Genomic DNA, 15,976 nt, shown 5'->3' with positions numbered 1-15,976 from the left:
CCTGTGCCAGCGTTGTGCGCCGATTCGCTTCGCACACCGCGCCGGTCTCGTGCCATCCTGATCTGGGAGTGCCCACCTGCGTTGCCTTTCCCGGCACAAACCGGGTCCGCCAAGCCCCTTGCCCTATTCTTCCAGTCGCAAAGAGCGCGCTGCCGCGGGGGCCTCTTCGCAGTGGCTTCTTCGAAGAATGCGATCGAAGAACCCCACACAGGCAGCGCGCCTCTTGCGACGGGAAGGATGGGGGGAGGGGCTTGGCGGACCCGGTTACCTTTGGGAAAAGCAACGCAGATCGGCACTCTTGAGTCAGAGTGGCACGAGGCCACGCGGTGCGCGAAGCGAATCGGTCCGTGACGTTGGCACATGACCAATGCTGCGGCGACCTTCTTCAACGCTGCGATGAACCAACGGAAGGTCTCGCCAAGCTCCTCCCCCCAGCCTCGCCCGTCGCCGGCCGACAGGCGCGCGCGGTGAAGGTGGGAGGCAGGTCAATTCACACCGCGATTGATCCCGGACAGTAGGGCGCCTTCGTCCTGTGGGATTCCACATGAGTGTCGCATCCCCGGCAGCCCTAAAGTCGCCTTGCTTCTGCGCGGTGGTGGGCCAGTATGGGAGGTGCCGCATCGAGGGAGCAGGCATGCCCCGTCAACGTCCCATCCGGCTGTTTCTAAGTTACAGCCACAACGACGAGAAGTACCTCGAGGAACTGCGCAAGTACCTCGAAGTCGAGCGGCGATTGGATGTGTGGTCGGATGAGCGTATCGAGGCGGGCGAGGACTGGCGCGAGCAGATCCGCGATGCGCTGTCGCGGGCCGATGCGGCGATCCTGCTCGTCAGCCAGGATTTCCTCAGTTCGGAATTCATTCGCAATCACGAACTGCCGTCGCTGCTCGAGTCGGTGCGCCGCAAGAAGCTGCGTCTGTTCCTGATTCCGATCGGGCCGAGCACCTGGCGGTCCGCCGTGATCGAGCGCTTCCAGTGGGTGCACAATCCGGCGCAGCCGCTCAAGACGCTGCGACCGGCGCAGCGCGAGCAGGCGCTGGTCGACATCAATCAGAAAATCACCGCGGCGCTGCTGCAGACGACGGCCGATGTGCGATCGGGGCTCGAAGACCTTTCCCTGAAAGACTGCGGTATCGAACAGTCATTGCGCGAAGCGTTACCGGCCCAGTACGAACTGCGTCGGGAAGTGGCGCGCGGAGAGCATGCGACCATCTTCGAAGCATTCGACCAGCTGCTCGGGCGTACCGTCGCCATCAAGGCCTTCGAGCGCACGGAACTGTCCGAGGATACGCAGCTGTACGACTACTACGTGCGCAGCACTGCGGGGCTCAAGCATCGCAACATCTGCAGCGTCTATTCCGTGCAGATGCAGCGGCTGCCGAACTACGTCATCACCGAGTTCATCGCCGGAGAATCGCTGGCGGCATTGATCGCACGCCAGGGGCGCTGTCCGCTGGAACAGGCGCTCGACTACTTCAGCAAGATCGGCGATGCCCTGCAGTACGCGCATGATCGCGATCTGGTGCACAACCAGCTGCGGCCCACGCATGTCATCGTCGATCCGGAAGACAATCCGGTGATCTCCGGCTTCCATGCCACGGTCAGGACGCCGAGCGTCAGCCGCGAGGATCGCATGACGCTCGAAGACCAGATGTACATGGCGCCCGAAATGCGTGAGGGCAAGCAGGCCGGACGTGCAGCGGACCAGTACCTGTTGGGCCTGATGCTGTACGAGATGCTGGCCGGCAAGCCCTTCATCGCCGCGAAGAACTGGGGTGAGCTGGCGGCGCAACTGGGGCGGGTGAGTAATCCATGCGGGCTCGACGACGAATGCCATTGCGCCACCGAACTCGGCAATGTCATCAGGCGCATGCTCGCGCCCGATCCTGCGCAGCGTTATGCGTCCATCGCCACGGCGATGGCGGATGCCTGGTCGATTTCCGGCGCCCGGCTGAACCGGCGCATGCGGGCGGATGCCGCCATGGCGCAGGCCGAACTGGCGCGCGCCAGCTACAAGCGCTGCCTGCATCGTCAGGATCTTTATGAAAGCATTTACCGCGCCTTCTTCTTCGCCTGTCCGCAGGCCGGGCCGCTGTTCGAGAAGACCGACCTGCCGCGGCAATACGAGTTGCTGCATCACGCCATCGTCCTGATGCTCGCCTTCCATGCGAATCCGTCCGCGAGCGAGCCGACCATCCTGTCGCGGGTGGCGGCACGCCATCGGCAGTTGGGTGTGCAGATCCCGCCGGCATGGTTCGAGTCCTTCTCCAAGGCCATTGCCGAGTCCGTGGCTGCGGCCGATCCCGAATGCAGCGACGAAACGCGAGAAGCCTGGGCGGCCGTGCTCAATGGCGGCACGAAGTACATGCGCTCGTTCCAGGAGCCAGCGCCGGCTCGACCGGCGGATGTCGCGACGGCCTGAGCCCTCCTCGGGACAATGGCACTTACTTGAGCATCGCAGTGGCGTCAGCGAAGAGGATTTCCACGGGGACACACGGGGTGGATGAATGCATTTTGTGGCCGCTTCTCGCCCCGTGTCACCCCGCCCCGCGGGATTTCCTTCGGTCACGTTCCCCGTGGAGATTCTTCATCTTTGAATCCGGATCCCGACACATCAGCTTTTTTCCGGCATTCAAAGCGGCAAGGGCGGGGCATTGGCCAGGTGCAGCCGCGTGAGAAGATGTGGGCTCCCGGTCGCCACTGAATCCTCATGCCTGAATCGACTGACACCTCTGCCCGTATCGATGCCGGTCTCTTCGGCGAATGGTTGATGCAGATGCGTGCCTCACTGCGAGGCGACGGCGGTACCGATGTACCGTGCGGCGAGTGTCGCGGCTGCTGCGTTTCCTCTTACTACATTCCGGTGCGACCGGAAGATGTGCAGGCACTCGCACGCATTCCCGAGCAGGTCCTGGTCACCGCGCAAGGTCAGCCGCCCGGGCACTTCATGATGACGTATCGGGAAGACGGTACCTGCCCGATGCTCAGGCAGGGCAACTGTTCGATCTACGAGCATCGGCCGCAGACCTGTCGCGATTACGATTGCCGCATCTTCGCGGCCGCGGGCATCCAGGCGGGCGGCGCCGACAAGCCGGTCATCAACCGGCGCGTGAGCGAATGGCTGTTCCGGTATGCCTCGACCGAGGACCGACTCGCACATGACGCCGTGCTCGCCGCCGCCGCGTTCATTCGTGACCAGCGCAGCGCGTTTCCGGGAGGTCGTGGGCCGACGGCGCCCACCGGAATCGCCGTGCTCGCGATCAAGGCCTATGCGGTCTTTCTCGACCCGAACCTGACCAACGCGAACGCGGCCGACATCGTGCAGGCGATCATCGCCGAGAGCCGCCGATTCGATTCCGGTGAGGCACAATGAGATCCATAGTCACCGGGCAGGAGCGAAGCACCGCATGAGAAGCCGCCGCGCATGGTTCGCAGGAATGCTGGCATCGATCCTCGCATGCGCGGCGGGGGCACAAGCCACCGCGCCGCAGATCAGCGCCGCCGAGCGTGCAACCCTCGAGGAACTGGCCTGCCGCAGCCGCCACGACGTCGGGGTCGAGTCGCTCCAGGTACGCACGTATGGCACTGGTCAGACGACTGCCAGCGCGGAAGTTCGCTGCAGCTCGCATGGCGTGTACCAGGGCAGCCCCATGCATCACATCGTGCAGTGCGCGCGCATCCGCGACGCGTGGGAGTGTCAGGGCGACTGGAACGAAATCCTCGTCAAGGTGGCGGGCGACGAGATTCCGGTCCGTATCGAGGGTGCGATTCCCACCGGCGTCGCGTATCTGACGATTCAGCGGATCGCGAATTCGGGTACGTTCCAGGGCCAACCGCTGCGGCAGGCGCTTGCGCCGCCGTGTTATCTCAACCGGGGCTCGGCGCAGGAATTCATCGACGTGAAGTGCGAGGGCTGGCACATCGTAGTGTCGATGTGGTGTCCGCAATCGGATTGCCCGCGGGTGTTCTCGATGACGAAGCTGGGGCGCTGAGATCATGTCGGTCACGGTCCGTCGCGCGACGCCGCAAGACATTCCGCAGCTCGCCGAACTCGGCGCAATCACGTTCACCGAAACCTTTGGCCACCTCTACAAGCCGCAGGATCTGCAGGCGTTCCTTTTGAACTCCCGTTCGCAGGAACGCTACGCGAAGCTGCTCGACGATCCGAACAGTGGCGTGTGGCTGGGCGGACTCGACTCGGCACCGCCGATCGGCTACGCCGTGGCCGGTCGCTGCAAGCTGCCGGTGGACAGTCTGGAACCCGGCGCCGGAGAACTGCAGGAGTTGTATGTCCGCTCGGGTAACCGCGGTCTGCAACTCGGGACGCAATTACTGAACACCGCTCTTAGCTGGCTGGAGGCGCAGGGCTTCGGGCCTTTGTACGTCGGCGTGTGGTCGGAGAACGTCGGCGCACAGCGGCTTTACGGCCGTTTCGGTTTCGAGAAAGTCGGCGAGTACGGCTTTCCGGTCGGCGACCACGTCGATCTCGAATTCATTCTCAGGCGTGCGGCAGGATAATGACGCGGCCTCACGCAGCGCCGCTGATCACTGCAGCGCAGACGCCGCAACAAGTCGTGCAGGCCGTACGATCGCAGCAAAAGAAAATCGTCGTGTTCATGGGTTATTCCGGAACCGGCTACCAGGACGAGGCGGGCATGCGGCGTTACGCAGAAGCAGTGCTCGAGCGCTTCGATCCGGATGAAACGACGATTTCGATCGGCGCCACCGCGGATGGCATCGGTGCTGTTTACGAACTGGCCAAAGACCGGGGTTTCCACACGATCGGAATCGTTTCCAGCCAGGCGCAGGATCAGCAGGTGCCACTGGCGACTTGCGTCGATCAGGTCTTCTTCGTGAAGGACCCGCAGTGGGGTGGCTACGTGGAGGGCACGACTACGCTGTCGCCGACTTCGCAGGCCATCGTGTCATCGGGCGATGAGTTCATCGGCATCGGTGGCGGTATCGCAGCCCGCGATGAAATGCTGGAGGCGCGACGCCTCGGCAAGCCAGTCACCTTCCAGCCGGCCGATATGAATCACGCTCTGATGAGGCAGAAGGCGGCGGCGAAGGGAGAGCCGGAACCCACGGACTTTCGCGGCGCGGCGCATCTTGCGCTGCTGCCGTCGGAGTAATGCGGCAGAGCTCGCTCGGCAAACGCGCATTCACTGCTGCGTGTCTTCTTCGGGTGCGGCCTTCGCCGATTCAGTGTTCTCGTCTTCGCTTTGCTGCGGTTTTTATTGGGGTTGATCCATCGCACAGCGAAAACCGAGATCCGTCTGTCGCGTGCTTTGGTTCGCGTGATAACGCTTCACTGCCAGCAGTTCTTCGGCCGGATCCTGCCAGCCGCTGCCGCGAATGACTTTGCCCGATCCCTCGGCGGGGCCCTGCGGATTGCGAGTGTCGTCGCGATCGAACGAGTCTGAGTACCAGTCGCTGACCCACTCCGAGACATTGCCGGCCAGATCCTGAACACCCTCAGGGGTTTGTCCCATGGGATGTGAACCGACGGCAGTCACGCCACCTTCGTAGGCGTAGTCGGCGGTACGCTCGAACGTCGCATGCTCGGGCGTCGGCTCGTCATCGCCCCACGGATAGAGTCGCTGATCGCTGCCGCGGGCGGCTTTTTCCCATTCGGCTTCGGTGGGCAGACGCTTCCCTGCCCATTTGCAGAACGCATTGGCTTCGTTCCACGATACGCCGATGACCGGCAATTCACCGTGGGAGGCCGGATCGAATTGCTCCCACTCGTCGGGTGCGGGATCGGAGCCCGTTGCTTCCATGAAGGCAGCGTAGAGACTTGTCGTGACTTCGTGCTGGTCGATGAGGAAAGGGCTGACATAGAGATTGCGTCGCGGCGTATTCACGTCGTCTCCAAAGATGAACTGACCTGCCTCGATCGGGATCTGCGGCCCGAGGTTCAGTGTATTTTCCGGCTGGGCGTTTCCCGTATCGGCGGTTGCGTCGTCGGTCGTCGGCGGCGCCACGTTGTAAAGGGCCACTGCTGCAATAAGGACCACGGCCGACCCGATCCCGATCCGCTTCATGCGCTGCAGCTTGCGCTTGCGGGCGATCTGATGCACCGCGTCCGCAACAGCGGCGGTCACGTTGCCTGGGGTCTCCAGCAAGGTGACGGACTTCAGCCAGGCAGGAATCTGGTCGAACGGAACCTTGCGCAGCACCACCGGTAACACACGCCCGGAGGGACGCGGAAAAACCCGCCGGGCAATATCCAGCTCATTCAGCGTGTAGCTGCCCGCATCGACCGTGTCGGGCGTGATGCAGCACACGAACAGATCGCAGCGTTCGATGGCGCTGCGAATCCGTGTGGTGAAGCTCTCGCCGACAGGCAGGTCGTCGCGATCGAAGAACACCTCATGTCCCTGTTCTTCGAGTGCGTAGCGGATCGGTTCGACCTGTGCGCGATCCTGGGAGGCGTAGCTGATGAATATTTTCATTGTCTGAAAGCCCGTCTCGGATGTGTCGTGCGATGGGTTTTTGTGGAACGGCCTATCGTACGGGCCGGTGGCCGACTGCATGCGTGCTTGTAGCGTATCGCCGCCGAGGCGTTCGCGATAGCGGTGTGGGACACGGCGTTGCTCGTCACCCATGACGAAAAGGCGCAAGGGACACAAAAATGTCAACGGCGAAGCCGTTCATTTCCTTTCTAACCTTGCGTCCCCTGTGCCCGTTGATTTCTTCTTCCCGGGCATGAGTTCCCCGATCGGCCCGCAGTCAGTCAGAATCCCGGCATGGGATTGCCACAAAGTCCGCCGATGCTGGCGGCTGGCATCGGAGGCAGGTGATGGAAGAAACAACACGCGTCGAGTCGGCAGGGCGGTCCCTGCCATTCATTCTGATCGTCGCCGTGATCCAGGGATGGGCCCTGTACGGGTTGCACCATGCGATCGTCGAACAACACTGGCCTGCGACGAGTCCGGCCTGGTTGTTCGCGTGCTATGGCGTCGCGCTGTTCGTGCCGCTGACGTTGCAATTACTCGGGACATTTTCGCGACGCAGGGATTACTGGCTCATTGCCGCTGCGCTTGGCGCGGCGTACGGCTACTTCGGCTGGCATCACGGCAGTGCCGTGCTGATGCCGCGGGGTGACGATGTGTTCGGCAATGAAGGCGGGCTGTTCGCGCTCGGCATCGAAGCCTGCGTGCTCTGGCTGATGCTGCTGCCTTTCCTGCAGGCGCGCCTGCTGGCGGGCCGCTGGAATGCGCACTATCCGACGCTGTTTGCCTCGGCCTGGCACAACACGCTCGTGCTTGCCGAAGCCGTGCTGTTTACCGGCCTGTTCTGGCTGCTGCTCGGGCTCTGGGCCGCGCTTTTTCACATGCTCGGCATCGATTTCTTCCGCGAGCTGTTCGCCGAACCGATCTTCATCTATCCGGTGACCGCGCTCACCTTCGGCATCGCGCTGCGCTTGATCGGCTCGATCGATCGGATGACGTCCGTCGTGCTCGATCAGATTCTCAATGTGCTGAAGTGGCTGGCGGTCGTGGCAGGTGTGATTCTCACGCTCTTCACGCTGGCGCTGCTGGCGAAGCTGCCGGGCCTGGTGAGTTCGGGACAACGAGCCATCGGCGCAGCGTGGCTGCTATGGCTGGTCGCAGTCATCGTGCTGCTGTTCAACGCAGCTTATCGTGACGGCACTGTCGCGCGTCCCTATCCGAATGCAGTTGCACAGATGCTGCGCTGGATGATGCCGCTGACGGTGATCGTTGCGTTGACGGCCATTTACGCGCTGATGGTGCGCACCAGCACCTACGGTCTGACGGTCGAGCGGGTCTGGGCCTTCATCGTCGCAGGCGCTGCAGTCATCTATGCGGTGGGTTATTCGATCTCGGTGTTCGATCGCAGCGGCTGGCTGCCGGGTATCGCCCGGATCAATGTCATCGTCGCACTCGCGCTCATCGCGACCATCGCCTGCGCATTGACGCCAATACTGTCGCCGTACCGGTTGGCGGCGAACAGTCAGTTCCGGATGGCACAGTTGCCGCTCCCCGCACCGGCGCGTGAGGACGATTTGCGCTATCGCGGCCGGCAGTCGACACCGTTCCAGTATCTGAGATTCGATGCAGGTCGCTACGGGACCGCGCGACTGGAGCAGTTGGCCGCATTGGCAACGGGACCGGATGCGAACCGCATCAGCAAGGCTGCACGCCATGCGCTGGAGGAGAGACATCGCGGGGATTGGATCGCGCCGATCGACTACGACGCGTATCTCGACGCGCTGAAACTCTTTCCCCAGGACAGCGTCCTCGAGCCTGCGCTGGCCGTTGCTGTGACGAAATCACTGCAGACGCCGGACGCAGGCCTGGCGGCTACTGCCGACGGCGGAGAATCCGTCGGCATCTTCGTCGATCTCAACGAGGATGGCAGCGACGAGTTCGTGGTGCTGAATCGATACGGCGGAATGACTTTCGCCAATCGCGACTCTGGCTGGGCCCAGGTCGGGCGGTTCCATGAGAACTACGACGACGCATTGTGGAAGTCGACTGTACGCAGTCTCGAGGAAGGCAGGTTCGAGGCGGTATCGCCACCGTGGAAGGATTTGCAGATCGGCACGAAGCGGATGAGGGTCGGGCAGGAGTGAAATGGCGGCCGACTGCGTCGGTCCCGCGGGATTCCCTATCGGTCACAGGGTGGCTGACGTTGTCGGCAGGGAAGAAAAATTCCTGATTCTTCCCTGCCGCAGGCCCGCTTGCCGTCAGGCCCCTGCCAACGGCCTCCTTGCCAACGGCCGCCATTTCCGCCTTATCAGTTCGCGCGTGTCAGAAGCGCCTCCGCGATCTGCACCGCATTGAGCGCCGCCCCCTTCAGCAACTGATCCCCGGCAACGAAAAGCGATACCGAGCGGCCCGTTGGATCGCTCACGTCCTGGCGAATGCGGCCCACCAGCAGGTCGTCGGCGCCCGATGCGTCCTTGGGCATCGGGAAATAATTATTCTCCGGATCGTCGACGAGCTTGACGCCGGGCGCCTTGCTCACGATCTCGCGCACTTCCGCTGCCGAGATCGGGTTCGCACACTCGAAGTTCACGGAGATGCAGTGGGCACGCAGCACCGGCACGCGCACGCAGGTTGCGGTGATGCGCAGGTCGGGCTCATTGAAGATCTTGCGCGTCTCTTCCATGACCTTGGTTTCTTCTTCGTTGTAGCCGGTGGCCGGATCGATGCGGGTGTTGTGACTGAACACGTTGAACGCATACGGATGCGGCAGCACGGTGTGCTGGTATTCGCGATCTTCCAGATGTGCGCGCGTCGCTTCACGCAGCTCCTGCATCGCGGCGGCTCCTGCGCCAGAGGCGGCCTGGTAGGTCGAGAGGATCAGGCGCTTGATGGGATTGACGCGATGAATCGGCCACAGCGGCGTAATGCTGAGAATCGCCGCGCAATTGGGATTCGCGATGATGTTGCGATGACCGGCGAGTGCGTCCGCATTGATTTCCGGCACGACGAGAGGCACGTCGGCGCGCATGCGAAATGCCGAGGAGTTATCGATGACGATCGTGCCGCGTTCGGCGAGCAGGGGGCCAAAGCGTTTGGAGATTCCGCTGCCGGCGGAGAACAGCGCGATGTCGATACCGTCGAGCGCGTCCTCGCGCAGTTCTTCGATCACGATGTTCCGGCCTGCGTAAGGCATCGTCTGGCCGGCCGAGCGCGCCGAGGCAAACAGGCGCAGCGAGGCGAGGGGAAAGCGACGCTTCTCGAGACACTGCACCATCTCGACGCCGACGGCGCCGGTTGCGCCGATCAAGGCGACGACAGGGGTGACCAGGTTGGGCTGGCGGCCCGGTCTGGAAGGCGACTGGGCGACGGCTGCAACTGCGGAACACATGGAGACTTACCTCATCGTTGTACCGATGACGGGCGCCTCACAAATGAAAAGGCCCCGTCGTTACCGGCGGGGCCTTGGGATACTGTCGAATCGGTTCTGACTTACGCGCGCCGACAGCCCAGATGCCCCGCAAAGAGCGTCTTGGTTTTAATGGTCGTGCGTTTGGCCGTGGTGCGATTCATGCGGCGGGCAAGGTAGCTAAGAACGCCCTCCGGCGCAAGCACCGGAGGCAAGTTGATAGTTGACAGTTGAAAGCGTCCGACGGGAGGTGCTGGTTGCCCGTGCGCTTTCTGTCGCCATCAACTATCAACTTTCCACTATCAACTTCCCTTCGATATCTTCAACAACTGCCCTTCCGCGGATTCGGTGGCGACGTAAATCGCACCATCCGGGCCCTGCTGTACGTCGCGGATGCGGGCTTTCTGATCCTGCAGCAGCCATTCCTCGCCAATGACCTTGCCGTCCTGCAGTTTCAGGCGCACGAGTTTCAGACTGTTGAGTCCGCCAACGAACAGGTCGCCCTTCCATTCGGGGAACATGTCGCCGGTGTAGAAGATCATGCCGGACGGTGCGATGACCGGGTCCCAGTAGTACACGGGTTGTTCCATGCCGGCCTTGGCTGTGAGGCCATCGCCAATCTTCGGGCCGACGTATTCGATGCCGTACGTGATGATGGGCCAACCGTAATTGCGGCCGGGTTGGGGCTGATTCAGTTCATCGCCGCCGCGTGGACCGTGTTCGATCTCCCATAGCTTGCCCTGTGGATCGAGGGTCGCGGCCTGGATGTTGCGATGACCGTAGGACCAGATTTCCGGTTTCGCGTCGCTGCGTCCGACGAACGGATTGTCCTTGGGTACGCTGCCGTCGCTGTTGATGCGCACGATCTTGCCGAGGTGCATCGACAGGTCCTGCGCATGGACGCGCGCCGCTGGCACGGATCGCTCGCCGAGAGCGAGGAACAGCGTGCCATCAGGATTGAAGACGATGCGCGAGCCGAAGTGCATGGTCGACTTCCAGCTGGGCATCTGCCGGAAAATCACCTGGACGTTGCTCACGTCAGGCACACCGTCCTTCTCGCTCAGCACGCCCTTCGCAAGCGCAGTGCCATTACCGTCCTCGCGCGGTTCGGCATAGCTCCAGTAGATGGTCCGGTTGCTGGCGAACTGCGGATCCAGCGCCACATCGAGCAGGCCGCCCTGGCCTTCGAATAACACCTTCGGCAAGCCGGTGGCCGGAGCGGAGATCTTGCCGGTCTTGTCGATGATGCGCAGGTTACCGGCGCGTTCGGCGATCAGAATGCGTCCGTCGGGAAGAAACTCGAACGCCCAGGCGCTCTTCAGTCCCGAGGCGACCACCGACACGGTCGGCTCGAAACTGCTCTTGATGCCTGGCGCGCGCGTCTGCCCGGCGAATGCGGGTTTGAAATCCTTGCCATTGGCGGGTCGTGTTTCCAATGCCGTCGCTGCATTGTCGGCCTCCCGTGCACAGGCAGTGCAGGCCGCGGTGAAGGCAAGGGCGGCGAGGAGGTAGCGAGCCGGAGCGTGAGCTGTCATGACTTCTCCAGGAATGAATCAGGGCCGGAGTCTCACACAGAGATCATGACCAACGGAAATCTCCGCGTGACACAGAGCTGAGTTCAAGGGAAGGGTTAAGGAAGGTCTGATTGATTCCGGATGCGTCATTCCCGTGACCAGCGGGAATCCCACGGGGCGTCTATCCGGATCAACAAGATGGCCTGCGACCAAAGGAAACCCACGGAGCCGCCTGCGGGTTCCCTTCGGCCGCAGTCGAGCATCTGAATTCTTGAGCTGTCGATCTGCTACGGCGACAGCAATGTCTGCTTCCAGAACAGCACGGTCGTCCAGAACTGGTAATCGACGTTCGCTTTCTTGGCGAAGCCGTGACCCTCGTCGGTGCCGAGCAGTGACCATACCGATCCGCCGTTCGAGCGGACGGCCTGGATGACCTGATCCGCCTCGCTCGCCGGAACGCGTGGATCGTTGCCGCCCGTGACGATGTACAACGGAATGCGCAGCTGATCGACGTGGGTGAGCGGCGAAATCTCCAGCAGCTTCTTGCGCTGCTTCGGATCGCGTTCGTCGCCGTATTCCACGCGCCGCAGATCGCGTCGATAGCTCTGTGTGTTTTCCAGGAAGGTCACGAAGTTGGAGATCGCCACTACGCAGTTCGCGCTCTTCAGTCGATCGCGGTAGCGAATCGCAGCGGCGTAGCACATGTAGCCGCCATACGAGCCACCGGTGACAGCGAAACGCGCGCTGTCGAGCGCGGCGTCCTTGCTGAGCGTGTCGAGGAATGCACCGATGTCCTGCACCGTGTCTTCGCGCTTGAACGGACCATTGTCGAGGCTGACGAAGCGTTTACCGAAGCCGCTCGAGCCACGGACGTTCGGAAAGAAAATCGCGATGCCGAGTTCGTTCAGATAGTAGTTGGAGCGGCTCAGGAACACCGGCGTGAACTGCGCTTCGGGGCCGCCATGAATGTTGATCAACAGCGGCCGCTTGCCGGGAAATTTCTTCGGATCGGGGCGGTACAGAAAGCCCGAAACTTTTTCCTTGTCGAAGCTCGCCACTTCGATGAATTCCGGTTCGACATTGACGTTTGGATCGAGGCCGCCCGTTTCGCTCTGGGTCCACCGCGTCACCGCCAGTGTCTGCGGATCGATTGCATACGCATCGCCGGCACTGCGTGCGGACGAAAGTGTGATGCCGATCGTGCCCCAGGGCGCGACCTCGATGCCGCCGATCGAGCCCGATGGCAGGGCGGACACGGTGCGCACGGCGCGGGTTTTCGGATCGAGTACTTTGACGCGACCGATGCCCGCCTCATTGGTGGTGTAGGCGATGAAGCTGCCGTCGTCGGCGATGTCGAACTCTTCGACGTCCCAGCGCGGTTCCGGCGACACGGCCGTGAACTTTCCGGAAGCGGGATCGATCGTGCCGAGCCGCAGGAAATCGGCGCCTTCATCGGATGTCACCCAGAGCGTGCCATCGGGTGCGAACTGCGCGCCGCCGTATGCGATGTCCTTCTTGATATTGCCGATCGGTGTTTTCTTGCCGCTGGCCAGATCCAGCAGGTAGAGGTCGGAATTGGTGATCGATTGCTGATCCATGATCACCGCGGTGGCGCCATCGACCGAAAAATCCAGGATCTGCCAGCCGCCGCCGCTCACCTCGGCCACCAGTCGGTTCGAGGCCGGATCGCGCGGATTCATCACGTACAGATCGCTGTCGGTGCCATTGCGTCGCGTGGATGAGTAGCCGAGCAGCATGCCGTCCTTGCTCCAGGCGCCCGGCGCGTTGCGACTCTTGCCATCCGTCAACAACTTGAGCTGGCCGGCGTGCAGGGTATACAGCTGGTAGAACTCGCTGCCCCCTACGTCCTTGCGCGCCACGAGCACATCGCCACGCGGCGACCAGAATCCCGCCACCGGTTCGGCCTCGAACGTGATCTGCGTGCGCGCCTGCATCGGGCCGGCGACCCGGTGGAGTTGTGCGGTATTACCGAAGCGCGTGGCGATCAGCATCGATCGGTCGGCCGGGCTCCAGCCCTGAAATGCCGCAGTCCGGAATTCCATATAGGGACGTGTCGCTGCCACCAACTCGTCGGGGATCGGCGGTATACCGTCCGCGATCAACGCGGCAGGCTTTTCGACGGCCGCAGGCGCGAGCGGCGCAAGCATCAGCGCAACGAACGACAGCAGAGACGCTCTCTTCATGACGAACTCCTGGATGCGAAGCGCCGAGCATAACGCGTGCTCGCGCAATCGGAGGGCTATGCGGCGCCCCGCGGCCGGGAAGCGATGAATGTTCGCAGGGAGTGCGTATAAGATCGTTGCTGGATCATCGGCCGGGAGTTACTCATGAAGCGCGCGCTGTCCATTTGTGCCTGCCTCGCTCTCGCGGCGGCATGCACGACCATCAAGATCGATCACGGCGACACCAATACCATCCAGCACACCGGTGACGCTGCGAAGGCGCAGGAGCTGGTGGACCGCGCCTGTCACCGCAGCGGCAGCGGCAGGGGCGAAATCGTCTCGACCGTCAACAAGGATCCATCGCTGCCGGAAGGGACGGGCACGCAGGTCACGACGTTTCGTTGCACGACGAGCAAGAGCGTGAACCAGGGGCCGTAACAACCGATCTGAACTGCCTCTCCGGCTTTTTGTGGGTCCGGCTTTAGCGCACCCACAGATTGGGTCTTGCATCAGTCGTTACAGTCCGCCAGCGCATGCCCCTCCAGCCAATTGCTGCAGCAAAGCCGCGCGCGGATCGTGGTGACGTTCTTGAGGAGATCGCCTGCATGCGCATCGTCGTCGATCCGCGAGTGGCCCGGATTCTGCGGCTGCCTGAACAGGACGAGAATGTATGGGAGGCCGATCTCGAACGTTTCCACGGTGGCGATGAGACGCTGACGCGTAACTCCGTCGGCGAGTCGACGATGCGGGCGGTGCAGCGCCTGCTGATCTTTCTCGGCTATTCGACGGCGTCGACGGGTGCATTCCTGGTCGATGGCAATTTCGGTCGCGGTACCAATCGCGCGGTGGCGCAATTCCCGTTCGAGAACTCGCTCACCCGCAGCATCGATCGCGGTACGTTGTGTTACGCATGCACCTGGCAGACCGCCAGCGCCGATATCGTCAGAATTCCGGATGCGAAACTCACGCCGGCCACTATCGAGCGGATGCTCGCGCGAGCGGTGCAGATGATCGAGCAGGGCGAAGTGATGTGCGGCAATTTCGACGAAGCGTTGTTCCATCTGGATGCGCTGCATCGCCGACGCCTGCTGACCTGCAAGGAGATCTTCGCGAAGTACGGTGTCGTCGCTGATCAGGCGGTGGCCGCCATCGCCGCGCAGGGTTGCAATATCGGGCGCGAATGGTTGCTGGCCATCATCCGGCAGGAGACCAGTGGCATCGTGCGACCGCGCTTCGAGCAGCATCTGTTGAGCCGGCTCAACAGGAAGCGTCCTGTGGAGGATTTCGTCGAGCTGCGCTTTCGCTCGATGAGTTTCGGTCTCGGCCAGATTCTGGGTGAGAACTACCGGCGGGTCGGCGCTGACTCTGCAAGGCGCATGTATCTGAGTTCGATTCCGGAGCAGGTGATGCAGATTGCCCGCTTCCTCGCCGCATCGGCCGACGTGGCGAAGACCGTCGGCCGAGCCGCGCCGACCGACAAGGATTTTCGCGTCGTCGCACGTTACTACAACGGGTCCGGCTAAGAGAAACACCACTATCACGAGTCGCTCGCTACCTGGTTCCGCGAGTTTCGCCTGCTGTCCGGCACGTGACAGTCACGAACTGGTTCTGCTGAGACGGGCCTTTTCATTCTTCCTGAGGTTCCGGTAGCTCTGCGACGGTTCCGGCTTTCGGTGCCGGCAGCGGACGATCCTTCTTGAGGTGTTCGAACAGATCGCCGCGCGGTTCACGCTTGCCGACAGGCATCGTGCATTTGCGCATCAGCAGCTTGCCCGGATCGACGTAGTCGCGCGCAGTCGGCAACCGCTTTTCCAGTTCTGGTAGCAGTGTTTGCTCAGCCGCACGATCGGATCGCCATTCACGTCCTCGCCGATCTCACCGAAGACATCAGGTTCCCGAGGGAAGAGGATGGGGGCCTCCGGTTCGGGCGGTATCCCGGGCTTGCGTGGACCGAGATTCCGATGGAGTTCGGTGGCGCCGTCTGCGACTGCTTTGCGTGCCTGATAGGCAGCGTTTGCGCCCCAATCGATCCTGCGAGGCGCCACGTCGGGCGCGTCGACTGACGTTGCCGACTCGTGAGTGACTGTGCTCCCTGTGCTGCGGCTCGCAGGCGATGAAGGCAATGGAGCGCTGGCGGCGTCGCTGGAATTCGTGAGCGGTTCAGGCGGAGGCACGACGACCCACGTGAGAAACGGCTCATCGTCGGGCAGGCTGTAATGCAGAGAATGTCGGATGTGCGCTGCCACCAGCAGCAACAGGGCATGCAGTCCGACGACGATGCACGCCACCAGCGCTCGCGGTATCGACTTGTTCTGGCCAGGTTGTTTTGGCCGCACCCGCAGGCATCCCCGTCACGCGCACGTTCCCTGTCCGTGCGCAGGATCTAGAGAACGCCTGCGTACCGAAGTTCCTTATCCG

The 15,976-nt window shown here is 62.5% G+C and carries 14 protein-coding genes; 8 read left to right on the top strand and 6 right to left on the bottom strand.

Going from position 1 to position 15,976, the window contains the following annotated elements:
• The first annotated feature begins 634 nt into the window (after window positions 1–634).
• The 5 genes from VIZ63_RS04695 (at window position 635) to VIZ63_RS04675 (ending at window position 5,132) form a co-directional block, all read left to right on the top strand.
• Window positions 635–2,422 carry a protein kinase domain-containing protein gene (locus VIZ63_RS04695; RefSeq protein ID WP_331608358.1) on the top strand — a complete coding sequence of 596 codons (1,788 nt, stop codon included), beginning with the start codon at window positions 635–637 and terminating at the stop codon, window positions 2,420–2,422.
• A gap of 288 nt (window positions 2,423–2,710) precedes the next feature.
• Window positions 2,711–3,373 carry a YkgJ family cysteine cluster protein gene (locus VIZ63_RS04690; RefSeq protein ID WP_331608357.1) on the top strand — a complete coding sequence of 221 codons (663 nt, stop codon included), beginning with the start codon at window positions 2,711–2,713 and terminating at the stop codon, window positions 3,371–3,373.
• A gap of 34 nt (window positions 3,374–3,407) precedes the next feature.
• On the top strand, window positions 3,408–3,992 hold the full coding sequence (locus VIZ63_RS04685; RefSeq protein ID WP_331608356.1) for a hypothetical protein: 585 nt from the start codon (window positions 3,408–3,410) through the stop codon (window positions 3,990–3,992).
• Window positions 3,993–3,996: 4 nt separating this feature from the next.
• Window positions 3,997–4,518, top strand: a complete 522-nt coding sequence (locus VIZ63_RS04680; RefSeq protein WP_331608355.1) for an N-acetyltransferase — start codon at window positions 3,997–3,999, stop codon at window positions 4,516–4,518.
• Window positions 4,518–5,132 carry a hypothetical protein gene (locus VIZ63_RS04675; protein ID WP_331608354.1) on the top strand — a complete coding sequence of 205 codons (615 nt, stop codon included), beginning with the start codon at window positions 4,518–4,520 and terminating at the stop codon, window positions 5,130–5,132. Before VIZ63_RS04680 ends, VIZ63_RS04675 begins: the two co-directional genes overlap by 1 nt.
• 102 nt (window positions 5,133–5,234) lie before the next feature.
• Here VIZ63_RS04675 and VIZ63_RS04670 read toward each other — a convergent pair whose 3' ends face one another.
• Complete coding sequence (locus tag VIZ63_RS04670) at window positions 5,235–6,455, bottom strand: SUMF1/EgtB/PvdO family nonheme iron enzyme (protein WP_331608353.1); 1,221 nt, start codon at window positions 6,453–6,455, stop codon at window positions 5,235–5,237.
• 347 nt (window positions 6,456–6,802) lie between these two features.
• Here VIZ63_RS04670 and VIZ63_RS04665 point away from each other — a divergent pair, with 347 nt between their 5' ends.
• Window positions 6,803–8,599, top strand: a complete 1,797-nt coding sequence (locus VIZ63_RS04665; protein ID WP_331608352.1) for a hypothetical protein — start codon at window positions 6,803–6,805, stop codon at window positions 8,597–8,599.
• Between the two features lie 164 nt (window positions 8,600–8,763).
• Here VIZ63_RS04665 and VIZ63_RS04660 read toward each other — a convergent pair whose 3' ends face one another.
• From VIZ63_RS04660 to VIZ63_RS04650, 3 genes are all read right to left on the bottom strand, one after another.
• Complete coding sequence (locus VIZ63_RS04660; protein WP_331608351.1) at window positions 8,764–9,843, bottom strand: aspartate-semialdehyde dehydrogenase; 1,080 nt, start codon at window positions 9,841–9,843, stop codon at window positions 8,764–8,766.
• Between the two features lie 320 nt (window positions 9,844–10,163).
• Complete coding sequence (locus VIZ63_RS04655; RefSeq protein WP_331608350.1) at window positions 10,164–11,396, bottom strand: PQQ-dependent sugar dehydrogenase; 1,233 nt, start codon at window positions 11,394–11,396, stop codon at window positions 10,164–10,166.
• Window positions 11,397–11,662: 266 nt separating this feature from the next.
• Window positions 11,663–13,579, bottom strand: a complete 1,917-nt coding sequence (locus VIZ63_RS04650; protein ID WP_331608349.1) for a S9 family peptidase — start codon at window positions 13,577–13,579, stop codon at window positions 11,663–11,665.
• A gap of 144 nt (window positions 13,580–13,723) precedes the next feature.
• Between VIZ63_RS04650 and VIZ63_RS04645 the strand changes: the two genes are divergently transcribed.
• Together VIZ63_RS04645 and VIZ63_RS04640 are read left to right on the top strand one after the other, a co-directional pair.
• Window positions 13,724–13,996: a hypothetical protein gene (locus VIZ63_RS04645; protein WP_331608348.1), complete on the top strand. Its 273-nt coding sequence runs from the start codon at window positions 13,724–13,726 to the stop codon at window positions 13,994–13,996.
• A gap of 95 nt (window positions 13,997–14,091) precedes the next feature.
• Window positions 14,092–15,081, top strand: coding sequence for an N-acetylmuramidase domain-containing protein (locus VIZ63_RS04640; RefSeq protein ID WP_331608347.1), 990 nt, complete (start codon window positions 14,092–14,094; stop codon window positions 15,079–15,081).
• A gap of 103 nt (window positions 15,082–15,184) precedes the next feature.
• Here the strand turns inward: VIZ63_RS04640 and VIZ63_RS04635 are convergent, their stop codons facing one another.
• Complete coding sequence (locus VIZ63_RS04635; protein ID WP_331608346.1) at window positions 15,185–15,361, bottom strand: hypothetical protein; 177 nt, start codon at window positions 15,359–15,361, stop codon at window positions 15,185–15,187.
• Complete coding sequence (locus tag VIZ63_RS04630; RefSeq protein ID WP_331608345.1) at window positions 15,319–15,894, bottom strand: hypothetical protein; 576 nt, start codon at window positions 15,892–15,894, stop codon at window positions 15,319–15,321. The genes VIZ63_RS04635 and VIZ63_RS04630 overlap by 43 nt, the downstream gene beginning before the upstream one ends.
• Window positions 15,895–15,976: the final 82 nt, after the last annotated feature.

Origin of the sequence: Povalibacter sp. (assembly GCF_036520495.1) — a bacterium.
Taxonomy (GTDB): domain Bacteria; phylum Pseudomonadota; class Gammaproteobacteria; order Steroidobacterales; family Steroidobacteraceae; genus Steroidobacter.
The sequence above is the reverse complement of the archived record's forward strand: the minus strand, read 5'-3'. Positions and strand labels throughout refer to the sequence as shown.

What these genes read in the sequence shown, in the direction of transcription:
- VIZ63_RS04695 (WP_331608358.1), top strand. Translation starts at nt 635, where the DNA reads ATGCCCCGTCAACGTCCCATCCGGCTGTTTCTAAGTTACAGCCACAAC.
- VIZ63_RS04690 (WP_331608357.1), top strand. Translation starts at nt 2,711, where the DNA reads ATGCCTGAATCGACTGACACCTCTGCCCGTATCGATGCCGGTCTCTTC.
- VIZ63_RS04685 (WP_331608356.1), top strand. Translation starts at nt 3,408, where the DNA reads ATGAGAAGCCGCCGCGCATGGTTCGCAGGAATGCTGGCATCGATCCTC.
- VIZ63_RS04680 (WP_331608355.1), top strand. Translation starts at nt 3,997, where the DNA reads ATGTCGGTCACGGTCCGTCGCGCGACGCCGCAAGACATTCCGCAGCTC.
- VIZ63_RS04675 (WP_331608354.1), top strand. Translation starts at nt 4,518, where the DNA reads ATGACGCGGCCTCACGCAGCGCCGCTGATCACTGCAGCGCAGACGCCG.
- VIZ63_RS04670 (WP_331608353.1), bottom strand. Translation starts at nt 6,455, where the DNA reads ATGAAAATATTCATCAGCTACGCCTCCCAGGATCGCGCACAGGTCGAA.
- VIZ63_RS04665 (WP_331608352.1), top strand. Translation starts at nt 6,803, where the DNA reads ATGGAAGAAACAACACGCGTCGAGTCGGCAGGGCGGTCCCTGCCATTC.
- VIZ63_RS04660 (WP_331608351.1), bottom strand. Translation starts at nt 9,843, where the DNA reads ATGTGTTCCGCAGTTGCAGCCGTCGCCCAGTCGCCTTCCAGACCGGGC.
- VIZ63_RS04655 (WP_331608350.1), bottom strand. Translation starts at nt 11,396, where the DNA reads ATGACAGCTCACGCTCCGGCTCGCTACCTCCTCGCCGCCCTTGCCTTC.
- VIZ63_RS04650 (WP_331608349.1), bottom strand. Translation starts at nt 13,579, where the DNA reads ATGAAGAGAGCGTCTCTGCTGTCGTTCGTTGCGCTGATGCTTGCGCCG.
- VIZ63_RS04645 (WP_331608348.1), top strand. Translation starts at nt 13,724, where the DNA reads ATGAAGCGCGCGCTGTCCATTTGTGCCTGCCTCGCTCTCGCGGCGGCA.
- VIZ63_RS04640 (WP_331608347.1), top strand. Translation starts at nt 14,092, where the DNA reads ATGCCCCTCCAGCCAATTGCTGCAGCAAAGCCGCGCGCGGATCGTGGT.